The sequence below is a fragment of the Chryseobacterium sp. CH21 genome, from assembly GCF_004119445.1.
Taxonomy (GTDB): Bacteria; Bacteroidota; Bacteroidia; order Flavobacteriales; family Weeksellaceae; genus Chryseobacterium.
In genome coordinates, this window is the sequence record NZ_QICI01000036.1 from 13686 (window position 1) to 26536 (window position 12851).

The 12851-nt window shown below is 35.2% G+C and carries 7 protein-coding genes; 6 read left to right on the forward strand and 1 reads right to left on the reverse strand.

Annotation, left to right across the window (positions count from 1 at the left end):
• The first annotated feature begins 18 nt into the window (after positions 1 to 18).
• The 6 genes from BOQ62_RS06185 (at position 19) to argS (ending at position 11799) form a co-directional block, all read left to right on the forward strand.
• Complete coding sequence (locus tag BOQ62_RS06185; protein ID WP_129037995.1) at positions 19 to 2967, forward strand: SusC/RagA family TonB-linked outer membrane protein; 2949 nt, start codon at positions 19 to 21, stop codon at positions 2965 to 2967.
• Positions 2968 to 2980: 13 nt separating this feature from the next.
• On the forward strand, positions 2981 to 4579 hold the full coding sequence (locus BOQ62_RS06190; RefSeq protein ID WP_129037997.1) for a SusD/RagB family nutrient-binding outer membrane lipoprotein: 1599 nt from the start codon (positions 2981 to 2983) through the stop codon (positions 4577 to 4579).
• A gap of 406 nt (positions 4580 to 4985) precedes the next feature.
• Positions 4986 to 7943, forward strand: coding sequence for a SusC/RagA family TonB-linked outer membrane protein (locus tag BOQ62_RS06195; protein ID WP_129037999.1), 2958 nt, complete (start codon positions 4986 to 4988; stop codon positions 7941 to 7943).
• Between the two features lie 3 nt (positions 7944 to 7946).
• The gene (locus BOQ62_RS06200; protein WP_129038001.1) at positions 7947 to 9407 is read left to right on the forward strand and encodes a SusD/RagB family nutrient-binding outer membrane lipoprotein; all 1461 of its coding nucleotides are present in this window, start codon (positions 7947 to 7949) and stop codon (positions 9405 to 9407) included.
• 57 nt (positions 9408 to 9464) lie between these two features.
• Positions 9465 to 9911: a lipocalin family protein gene (locus tag BOQ62_RS06205; RefSeq protein WP_129038003.1), complete on the forward strand. Its 447-nt coding sequence runs from the start codon at positions 9465 to 9467 to the stop codon at positions 9909 to 9911.
• Positions 9912 to 10041: 130 nt separating this feature from the next.
• A complete protein-coding gene (gene argS / locus BOQ62_RS06210) occupies positions 10042 to 11799 on the forward strand; it encodes an arginine--tRNA ligase (protein WP_129038005.1) in 1758 nt (585 codons plus the stop codon).
• Between the two features lie 109 nt (positions 11800 to 11908).
• Here the strand turns inward: argS and BOQ62_RS06215 are convergent, their stop codons facing one another.
• Complete coding sequence (locus BOQ62_RS06215) at positions 11909 to 12850, reverse strand: YihY/virulence factor BrkB family protein (protein WP_129038006.1); 942 nt, start codon at positions 12848 to 12850, stop codon at positions 11909 to 11911.
• Position 12851 lies beyond the last annotated feature (1 nt).

Genomic DNA, 12851 nt, shown 5'->3' on the forward strand with positions numbered 1-12851 from the left:
CAAAAAGAGTCAGACACAATGAAAACAAAGACTATTGAAGAAGTTGTAGTTACGGGTGCCTTAGGTATTAAGAAAAAAGCTGATGCTGTTACCAATGCACAGCAAGTAGTAGGTACTAAGGAATTAAACCAAGCCTCTGCTCCAAATGCTGTTCAGGCTCTAACTGGTAAAGTATCTGGATTGCAGATTACACAAACTGATAATAGTGTAGGAGCATCAAGTAGAATTGTAATTAGAGGAAATAAATCAATCTCAGGAGGAAATGAGGCTCTGGTTGTAATTGATAATGTTATTTCTTCTGCTTCTGTTTTAGCTCAGCTACCACCTGAAGTTATTGAAAATGTAAACGTAATCAAAGGTCTTCAAGGTGCTGCGCTTTATGGGCAACAAGGTGTGAATGGAGTTATTATTGTGACTACTAAGAAAGGAGCTAAGAGCGAGAAAATGCAATTTACTCTTACTTCTTCAATTCAGATGAGTCAAGCTTTTAAATTTCCAATAATACAAAAGCAATACGGTAAAGGGTATCCGCATGAACCTGCTTTTAGTGCTGGGGACCCCAATTATAATGGAACTACTTACGTTCCTTTTGAAAACATGTCCTGGGGACCTGCTTACAATGATCCAACTATTGGTGGACAAATGGTTCCATCGGGATTACCACAGGCTGATGGAAGTTTTATCTATGAAAAATATGCTCCAATAAACAATCATTTCTCTAAATTTTTCAAAAACGGAGTAATTTTTCAGAATGGACTTACAGTTAATTCCGGCGGAAGTGATTCTTATGCAATGTTATCAATTAACAGGCTAGAAAATGACTTTGTTGTTGAAGGTGATCAGTTAAGACAAAATAGTTTCTTAGTAAAAGCTGGAAAAAAGCTTGATAAGCTAAGAATTGATGGAACTATCAACTATATTAGTAAAATTACTAATCAATCTAGGTCAGATTTGTATAATGACATCCTTCAGATGCCTTCAATGAATGATATTAGAAAATACAGAAATTCTGGTGTTGAAGGCGGCCTTTCTGCTTTTACTAAGAATCCATATTATCAGCTTGAGCATACAAGACAAAATACGGTTAATGATTATTTATCCGGAATTTTAGCTTTACAATATGACTTCAATAAAAATATTAATTTAACATATACTGGAAACTTATATTTAAATAACTCCAGATCTGATAATCACGATGATGGTTTCAAGGCTACTCAGGTTTACTCAGGAAGTGGACTTGTATTAGACGGAGGTACATTACAAGATTATACCGGGAATTCTAATTTTGATTCATACTATATCAACCGTACTGTTAGTACAAGAAGTTACTATGGTGACTTAATGTTAAACTTTAATTATGACCTTACGGATAATATTAATATGAAGTTGAACATTGGTAATAACATTCAGGATAGCTATAGAACTGCCAGATCAATGGGAGGTACAAACTTGGTGGTTCCGGGATGGTATGATATCAGAAACGTAACTAATCTTATCCAGCCAGGAAACTCAACAGGAGCTTCTGCATTGGATAACATCCTTTTTGAGAATACTACAACAAGACAGAGAACTATTGCTGGATTTGCCAACTTAGATTTATCATACAAAGATTATTTATTCTTGAACTCTACTTTCAGAATTGAAGAAAGTTCAGTATTGTCTACTTATTATAATGGTCAGGTTCATAATAAATCATATCCTTATTACTCTGTAGGTCTTTCATTTATACCTACAAAGGCTTTTGAAGCTTTGAAAGGTAATAATATCATCAATTATATTAAAATTGCACCAGGATATACTAAGGTTGGGAATACATCAGCTATTTTACCTTATGAAACATCTAATGTAGGTATTGCTCCTTCTGGTTATCCTTTCCCTAATCTACCTGGATATGGAGTTGATGCAACACAGACTAATAGAACAATTAAGCCTGAATTTATTTCTACATATGACTTGAATGTTCAGTTAGGTTTCTTAAATGATCGTATTACATTAGAAGGTTCAATTTATCAATCAGATACTAAAGATTTGATTACTAATGCGAACGTTTCAAATGCTTCAGGTATAAGCAACTTGAAAGATAATTTTGGTAAGACCAGAATGAGAGGATTTGAAATTGACTTAGGACTTACTCCATTTAAATCTCAAAACTTTACTTGGAATGTAAGAGCCTCTTTTGCTAAATCAAGATCTACAGTAATTGACTTACCTAACGGATTAGATGAAGTTGCTCTTGCAGTGCCTTATCAAACTGTTGGAATTGGAGTCTTTGCAATTAAAGGGTCTGATCTGCAGGTTATCAAAGCAACAACTTTCCAGAGAGATGACCAGGGAAGAATTATTGTAGGAGCTGATGGAGTTCCATTACAAAATACTAAATTGAGCAGTATGGGAAGAGTAACTCCGGATTATACGCTTGGTTTTAATACTTCTCTTAAATTTAAAGGATTTACGCTTTCTGCAACGATGGATTACCGTAAGGGGGGTAAATTTGCTTCACTTGGTAAAAGTATCTTAACATTCGCAGGAGCTAGCGAAGAAACGGCTGGTTTTGACAGAAGTAAAGGATATGTGATCCCTAATTCTGTTCAATTGGTAGGCGGGCAGTATGTTCAGAACAGTACTCCTGTAGGAGGAACAGCAGATTATGATGGAGTAGCTGGTTATTTCAGTTCACAGTCTTTACAAAGATTGGGTGAGCCAATGGTGCTAGATGCAACTGCGTTCAAAGTAAGAGAAATTGCTTTATCTTATGATGTTCCGAAATCTGTATTGTCATCCACTTTTGTAAATGGTATTACTGTAGGTTTGTTTGCTAGAAATCCGTTCTTTGTGTATTCAAAAGAAAACAGAAATTATGCTGATCCTGAAACGTCTTATACAAGTGGTAACGGAGCAGGTATTGCCTTTGCAGGACAATATCCTTCTCAAAGATCTTTCGGAATTAACTTAAAAGCGACATTCTAAAATTTAAAAAATTATGAAAAATATAAAATTAACAACGGCAGTTTTATCTCTAACAATGTTGTTTGCTTCTGTGTCATGTGACAAATATCTTGATATCAATGAAGATCCTAATAATATTTCAATTGACAAAGTTACTCCTAACGAATTGCTTCCTGTTGGTATTACATCTACTTATGAGAAGCAATCTCAGACATTAAACAGGTTTGCTAGTGTAGTTATGAACTCGACTGCGGGGAATTCATTAGTATATGGTGCTCCATTTATTGACGATTATAAGCCTAACGTTTCCAATACATTTTATAACGATGTTTGGGATAGTCTTTTCAGAGGTATAGCTAACTTTGAAAAAGTGATTACTTACAATGATCCTACTAATAAATACGTTCAGCATAAAGCTATTGCTAAGATTATGAAGGCAAATTATATACAGATATTAACAGATTTGTATGGTGATATGCCCTATTCTGAAGCTTTTAAAGGACAAGATAATTTGACACCTAAGTATGATAAAGGAGAAAATATTTATAAGGCGTCTATAACGGATATTGATAATGCTATCAAAACATTAGAAACAGGTCTAGGAGATACCCCAACTAATGATATTGTTTTTAGAGGTGACACCGATAAATGGATTTCTTTTGCTAATACATTAAAATTAAGATATTTGTTAAGAATGTCCAATGTAACAGGTGATATGGCTGCATTTAGAGATCAAGAATTGGCTAAGTTGAGTGGGGCTGATTTCATTGATGAAGATGTTTTAGAAAATCCTGGATATTCTGCAGCTAATGATGCACAGCAAAATCCATTCACTAACTTCTATGTGTATGTGAGCTCTGGAACCAGAGCTGTTAACTATTCTATTAATGTTGCTTCTGAACATATAGCACTTGTTTTAAATGGTAATTCAGCAGGAGATACCAGGCCAGTATATCAAAAATTCAATGGAATTGTAGATGGAAGAAGTTCAAGAATGTTTACTTTTATAGGTGGTAAGGTTTCGGGTATCAGACAAGGAAACTTACCAGGGCAACCGGGAGTACCAGCGGCTATTTCCAGATTTAATTATGGTATTACAATTGGTAAAGATTCTCCTAAAAAATTGCCAAATGGTTCAGATGATACTGCAGATTATGTAGCTAAAGCATCAGCTAAGTCTGGTTGTATTATGAGTAGAGCGGAATCTAAATTTTTACAAGCAGAAGCTGCTTTAAGATATCCAAGCTTGTTCTCAAATGCTTCAGGTAACTTTACAACAGCGGTTACTGCGTCGTATGATTTCTTCGGGGCTACTGGATCTGCTGCTTATCTTACAGCAATTCAAAGTGTTGCTGGTCTAGGGTGGACAGGAACAGATGCTAATAAATTAGAGGCGATTATGACTCAGAAATGGATTGCTTTAACAGGTGTTAACCCAGAACAATCTTTCTTTGATTATACTAGAACAGGGTTCCCTGTAACGCCATTAGCGACAATTGCTTCAAATCCAAAACCTAATAGATTAATTTATCCTCTTTCTGAGTATATTGGTAATGCTAGTAACGTACCTGCTATTAGTAATGCAGATGTATTTAGTAAAAATCAGTATACCCCATTCTGGGCAAGAAATTAATTTTTGTAATTTCAAATTTCAATATATTTTACCGCCTTCGGGCGGTTTTTTTTGTTTAATAGATTCAATATTTCTTCAAATATGGAAATATGCTTTGCATAGGATTAATTTTGTTTTTTTGCGATTTTTGTATTTATAGTTTTTAATAGATTGATATTCAGTTTGTTTATAGTAATAATAGAATTTAAAATATAGATTATATCAATTTAATTGATTGTTATTATTTCTTAAAAAAAATAAGTTTTAGATGAGGTGTTTTTGTTAAATATCTTGTTTTTAACTTATTTTAATAATTTATTGATTGCTTTTATTTTAAAATATTGAATAAGTTGTAATTTTTGTATATTTTTCTTTGTGGTATTAAGAAAGTTTTACAAATTTGTAAAGTCATAAAAATTAATTTGATATGAAGAAACTAACAGCAAGTCTTCTTGTTTTAGTAATGTCTTCCTCAATTGCTGTTGCCAATGCTCAGCAAAAGAATGATACTATTAAAACAAAAGAAATTGAGGGGGTGGTTGTAACCGCACTCGGGATTAAAAGAGAGAAAAAATCTCTTGGTTATGCTTCTGAAGAAGTTAAGGCTGCAGAATTAACCGGTGGAACTACCAATACCGGTAACGTAGCATCTCTTCTTTCAGGTAAGGTGGCCGGACTACAGGTAAATACAAACAACAACTTTGGCGGATCTGCGAACCTTTTGATCAGAGGATATAAATCTCTGTCGGGAGGGTCTCCACTTATTGTAATTGATGGTTCACCGGTTAACAATAATACTGTAACCGGATCTGTATTCGATTATGGTAATTTCCTTTCAGATATCAATCAGGAGGATATTGAATCTGTAAACGTACTGAAAGGTGCTGCTGCTTCTGCATTGTATGGTGAAAGAGGAAGTGATGGGGTAATCTTGATTGTAACGAAAAGCGGAAGAGGAAATAATGACGGAAGCTGGGGGATTACTCTAAATTCAGGAATCACTGCTGGATTTATTGATAAATCTACTTTCCCTACTTATCAGACAAAATATGGAGCAGGATACGGTGGCCAGGCGTGGAACGAAGATCCTGGACCTGGAGGCTACAATTATGCTAACTTTGTAGATGATGCATCTTACGGACCTGCATTTAATCCTAATCAATTAGTGTATCAATGGGATTCATTTGATCCCTCTTCTCCAAACTATGGAAAAGCTACACCTTGGGTTGCTGCGAAAAACGGTCCTATTAAATTTTTTGATACGCCAGTCACCTATATTAATACAATCACCATTGAAAAAGGAAATAAAACTTCAAATCTTTCCTTATCATATTCCAATATGCTTTCCAATGGTTTAATGCCTAATTCAGAGCTTAGAAAAAATACGATTTCAGCGAAGTTTAATCATGATTTTACAGATAAACTACATGCCTCTGTCTTCACTACTTTAACTTTACAAGGTACAAGAGGACGTAATGAAACAGGTTATTCTGATAATATTGTTTCTGGTTTCAGACAGTGGTGGCAGACCAACGTAGATGTATTGGCATTAAGAAATGCTTATGCTAACAATGGAAACAGTAATTTTTCATGGAACAGATCTACAGCTGCTGATGGAACTCCTCAATATTGGAATAACCCTTATTTCCAAAGATATCAGAACTATCAGTCTGATGACAGAACCAGAATATTCAGCTATGCTCAGTTGAAATATGATGTTTCCAAGAACTTCGGAATTACCGGAAAATTATCTTATGATGATTTACAGATGGTTGTAGAAGAGAGATTAATGAATGGATCTCTTCCTCAGGCATTTGGTGCTTCTCAGCTTAACGTAAGTTCCGGATATGCGAGAACCAATGTGAAAAATACCGAAATCAACTTCGATTTATTTGCTAATTATAAATTTGATATCACTCCTGACTTGAATGTGAGTGGTATTGCAGGGGGGAACGTTAGACGAAACCTTATTGACAATATTTTTATGAGCACAGAAGGAGGTTTATCAAAACCAGGCCTGTTTGCAATATCCAATTCAGTAAGAACAATACTTCCTCCTGATGAAAACTATGCAAAATGGGTAACTTCGAGTTTGTATGCTACAGCGTCTTTTGGGTATAAGAACTTCTTATTTGTGGATGGTACTTATCGTGTAGACCAGTCTTCCAACTTACCAAAAGGAAATAACAGCTATGGATATCCTTCTGTTACCGGTGCAGTTATTTTATCAGAATTTGTAAAACAGCCATGGTTAAGCTTCTGGAAAGTTAGAGCAAATTATGCTGAAGTAGGGTCTTCAACTAATAACTATAGATTGGTAAATACATTCAAAGCAAGAGGTGAAGGTTTATTTGATCAGCCTTACTTCCTTGCAAATCCAAACTTAAAGCCTCAGAGATCTAAAGAAACTGAATTCGGTATGGAAGCTCAGTTCTTCAAAAATAGATTAGGTTTTGATATTGCAATCTATAAAACAAGAACATTTGACCAGATTATTAACTTACCGGTTTCTTCTTCAACGGGATATAGAACATTCCTTGTAAACGCAGGACAGATTGATAATAAAGGGATCGAAGTACAGTTAAACGGTACACCATTTAAATCGGATAATTTTACTTGGGATGTGAACGTAAACTGGTCTAAAAATGAAAATAAAGTTATCAAGTTAAATGGTGATTCTCAGAATTACCTAATAGCAAGCTACCAGGGAGGAGTATCTCTTAATGCACGTGTAGGAGAGTCTTTCGGAGCTTTGGTAGGATCAGATTATGTATATAACGAAAATGGAGATAAAGTAATCGATCCGGCTACAGGTCGTTATCTTAGAAATAATAACCAGGTTATCGGAAATATCACACCAGATTGGGTAGGAGGTATCAGAAACAGCTTCCGTTATAAAGATTTTACAGTGAGTTTCCTTATTGATGTGAAAAAAGGAGGTGATGTATTCTCTACCGATATGTATTATGGTTTAGCAACTGGTCTTTACGCAGAAACTGCTGATTACAGAGAAAGTGGTCTTGTGCATCCGGGAGTTAATCCAAATGGAAACGTAAATACTACGCCTACCATTAGTCCTGGATCTTTTGGTAACGTTGACGGATATAGAAGAATGCCGAATAAGAGATTTATTTATGACGCATCGTATGTAAAACTGAGAGAAGCAAGTATAGGATATAATCTTCCTAAATCAATCCTTGCTAATACATCTATTCGTGAGGCGAAGATTTCAATTGTAGGGAGAAACCTTTGGATTATCCACAAAAACTTACCTTATGCAGATCCGGAAGCGGGTACAGGGAATGGTTTAGGGGCTAAAGGTAATTCCATCGGAGTGTTGCCTACTACTCGTGATATTGGAATAGATTTAACTTTAAAATTCTAGAAAATGAAAAAATTATTTTTAATTATAGGTTTAGCTTCATTAACGTTAACATTTACATCGTGTGAAAGAGATATCACTTCACTGAATGAAGATCCTAAACACCCAACCGAAGTTCCTTCAGGAGTACTTTTTGCCAGCGCTGAGCATGCCCTTCTTGATCAGTTATTGTCTGCCAATGTAAACCGTAACATTACAAGGTTTTTTACACAGCAATGGTCAGAAACTACCTATACGGATGAGACCAATTATGATATGGTGACAAGACCAATTCCAAGAAATCACTATAATCGTATGATGGCATCTGCATCTGCTACAATTAATTCGCCAGGAGTATTATCTGCATTAAGAGATGCGAGAAGATTCCTGGAAAGTGAAAGTGTAGATCCTATTACTAAGAACAATAATATTGCAATGATTGAATTAGTAAATGTTTATGCATGGGCTAATTTAGTTGATACATATGGCGATATTCCTTATTTCGGAGCATTGAAGGCTACGGCTGAAAATCCCGGAAGTGCGGAAATTCCTTATGATGATGCCAAAACAGTATATCTCGATCTTATTAAGAGAATTGATGCTGCCATTGCCATGATTAATACTTCTGGTAGTGGATATGACAAGGATTTGATCTATAAAGGAGACATGACGAAGTGGAAGAAAATGGGTAATTCCCTGAAGTTCAGAATGGCTGTTACCTTAGCAGATTCTGACCCTGCTTTAGCTAAAAGTTATGCAGAGGCTGCTTACACTGCGGGATTATTTACAGACAAAATGGATAATTTCGGATTGCAGACTTTCCCATCAGGATTATTGTCAAACCCTGTTTATCAGGATGTAATTCAGTCAGGAAGAAATGACTTTGTTCCTTCTGATATTCTTGTGGATTTCATGAATACTACATCTGACCCAAGAAGAGCAACGTGGTTTACGCAGGTAGCTGGTGCTTATGTTGGTGGAGTTTATGGAGACCAGAACATTTTCAAAGATTACTCTCACTTTACAAACGTAATTTCTGGAGAAAATGCACAAGGCTTTTTATTAGATTATTCTGAAATTCAGTTTTTAAGAACTGAAGCTGCTGCAAGAGGTTTCAGTGTTGGTGATACTGCTGCTAATTTATATCAATCTGCAATTAAAGCATCAATGACTGAGTATGGTATTACTGAAGCTACTGCAAATACTTTTATAGCTGCTAATCCATATAATGCTGCTAACTGGAAAAAATCTGTGGGTGAGCAAGCTTGGATAGCAATGTTCAATAAAGGATTCCAGGCATGGAATTTTGCAAGAAGACTGGATTTTCCTGTTTTCCAAAATCCTGGAGGTTCTGTTGTAGAATCAGTACCTGTAAGAATGCGTTATTCCGATCAGGAGTATCTTCTTAATGCTAAAAATGTGAATGCAGCAGCTTCAAAAATTGGAGGTGATAAAGTATCTACAAAAATATTTTGGGATAAATTTTAAATTAAATAATAATTCTTCAAGTCTATTTGTAGGCTTGAAGAATATAAAAACTTTTATATGAGACTTTTTATAGGAATTCTTCTTTTAATGAGTATTGCATCATGTTCTAGTGATGATGACCGTACAGTTGTAAATGAAAATGTAAGTATTAATGGTACATGGAAACCGTATAAATACGAATTTAAGGGTAGAGAAATCATGCTGAGTGATTGTGAGAAAAAAGGAATAATATTTATTAACCCGGATTTCTCAGGATCATATGAAAGATATGATGCTTCTTCTTCCGGAAACTGTAATCTGTTTGATTCTTTTGGGGGAAAATGGACTTTTGATAAAATGTATCAGACGCTAACTCTTACTTATGTGGAGGCAGGGGTTTCTAAAACTTTGAAAAAAGAAATTGATTCCTATTCCAATACGGAACTCCGAATTAATGACAGCAGTAAAAACCTGGATACTACTCCTGGCAATGATGAGGCAGTCCTAGTTTTCAGAAAAGAATAAAATTTCTCATTTACCTATAAAAACCGCCATTTGGCGGTTTTTTATTTCCGTATATTTGTAACTCAGATTTTAAGCTGAAACAAATTGTAAAAATGTTTCAGCTATAAGCATTAAAAAGAGAATTAGAAAAATGAATATTAAAGATATTATAGAACAAAAACTTTCGGACGTCATTTTAAATGTATATCAGTTAAAAGACATCAAGCTGGAAGTTCAGGAAAATAAAACAGAATTTGAGGGCGATTTTACCATTGTCACTTTTCCATTGGTGAAACAACTTAAAAAAAATCCTGAGAGTATCGGAGTTGAACTAGGTGAAGCTTTGACAGAAACCGATCTTTTTGAAAGTTTTAACGTAGTAAAAGGTTTCCTTAATGTAAAGGTAAAAAACCAATTGTTTGTAGATAACTTCAGATCTGTAACGAAAAATTTCTCTACTATAGAAAAGAAAAATGCTACAGTAATGGTAGAATATTCTTCACCGAATACCAATAAACCATTGCACTTAGGGCACATCAGAAATAATTTATTAGGATTCTCGGTAGCTCAGATTTTAAAAGAAGCCGGATATGACGTGATCAAAACTCAGATCATCAATGACAGAGGTATTCATATTTGTAAATCTATGCTGGCTTGGGAGAAATTCGGGAATGGAGCAACTCCTGAAACAACCAATACCAAAGGAGATAAATTTGTTGGAAACTACTACGTAGAATTTGACAAAAATTATAAAAAAGAAATTGCAGAACTGGTAGAGCAAGGAGTAGGAGAAGAGCAGGCTAAAAAAGACGCTCCGGTTATGAAAGAAGCTCAGAAAATGCTTTTGGATTGGGAAAATGGTGATGAAACAGTAAGAGCACTTTGGGAAGAAATGAACTCATGGGTTTATAAAGGATTCAATGAAACCTATAAAAGATTAGGTGTTGATTTTGACCAGGTTCAATATGAAAGCAATACCTATATTTTAGGAAAAGATCTTATTCAGGCTGGATTAGACAAAGGTGTTCTGTATCAGAAAGAAGATGGTTCTGTTTGGTGTGACCTTACAGATGAAGGGCTTGATCAGAAACTTTTATTACGTTCAGACGGAACATCCGTTTATATGACTCAGGATCTTGGAACAGCAGTGGAGCGTTTTAAGCAGGATAATATCCAGAAACTGATCTATACGGTAGGAAACGAACAGGATTATCACTTCCAGGTTTTATTTAAGATTCTTAAAAAACTAGGATATGAATGGGCTGATCAATTATTCCATCTTTCTTACGGAATGGTAGAGCTCCCTGAGGGTAAAATGAAATCCCGTGAAGGAACTGTAGTAGACGCAGATGACCTGATGCAGGAAATGTATGAAACAGCAAAATCTAAAGCTCAGGAATTAGGAAAATTAGAAAGCCTTTCAGAAGAAGATAAAGAAGCATCTTATGAAACAGTAGGACTGGGAGCATTGAAATATTTTATGCTTAAAGTAGACCCTAAGAAAAAAATGCTTTTCAATCCTGCAGAAAGTATTGATTTCAACGGAAATACAGGACCGTTTATTCAATATACATATGCTCGTATTCAGTCATTATTGTCTAAAGCAGGTACTTTACAGTCAGAAACTGCTGATATTGAATTAAATCAATCTGAAAAAGAATTGATTATGCAGCTAACTAACTTTAAAACTACAGTAGCGAAGTCAGCGGAAAGTTTAAGCCCTGCTTTAGTAGCAAACTATGTATATGACCTGGTGAAGGCATACAACTCTTTCTACCAGAATAACCCAATTCTGAATCAGGAAGACGAAAATGTAAAACAATTCCGTTTGAATATTTCAGATATCACAGCAAAAACGATCAAAAAATCGTTAGAATTGCTGGGAATCGGAACCGTAAACAGAATGTAACAATAAGAAAGCCTCCTGAATTTTTCAGGAGGCTTTTTTATATCAATAATCTTGTATCAGAAATATCCCGAATCTCAAAATCTCGCAACCCGAACCCCGCAACCCAAATCTACGCTTTATCATTACTTTCCCCCTGCATCTGCTTCAGACTATCTGCATACAGTTTAGCAGGAGTCCATCGTGCATGTTTGGAAAGAACTACTTTATATCCTTTTTTGTAGGTATATACTTTCGTAAATTCTGCGCCGAAAAATATCAGCATACAGGAATAATTAATCCACATCATAATCAGAATAACGGTTCCCGCAGCGCCAAAGGCTGAGGTAGGTTTTACCTGATTAAAATAAAGACTTAATAAAAATTTTCCCAATGTAAATAAAACAGTAGTTAGAAAAGCGCCTTTCCATACCGGTTTCCAGCTGACCAAAACATCAGGCAGCACTTTAAACATTAAAGCAAATAACAGCATAACAAGTCCAAAGCCTACAGCAAAATTTACTGTTTCTACCAGCATATAGGTTTCAAAACCAAAATATTGAGTGATAATGGTATTAAACAGGCTGATTAAGGAAGACAAAATCATGGTGATCATCAGAAGAAATCCCAGAATAAGAATCATTCCCAAAGAATTGGCTCTGTCTAATAAGAACTTGACCAGTGCTTTTTTAGGAGCAGCTTCTACTTCCCAAAGAGTATTTAACGTATGTTGTAACTGAAAGAAAAGAGTAGTAGAACCGAAAACTAATGATCCGACTCCTACAGCCTTCATAAAAATATTCTTTTTATCAATAAGAGCACCAGCCAGCATGCCTTCAATACTTTTCGCTACATCTGGTCCCATAATGCCGCTGATCTGTGTGCTGATCTGCCCACGGATAGCTTCTTCTCCAAAGAAATTTCCCAGTACCCAGATAATAATGATCAATAATCCAGGGATAGAAAAGATGGCATAATACGCAAGACTTGCTGAATCTTTTGATGCAGAAGAATTGTTCCATTCCGTAAACGTATCTTTTAGAACTTCCCAGAAAAATTTAACAGTATTGATCATA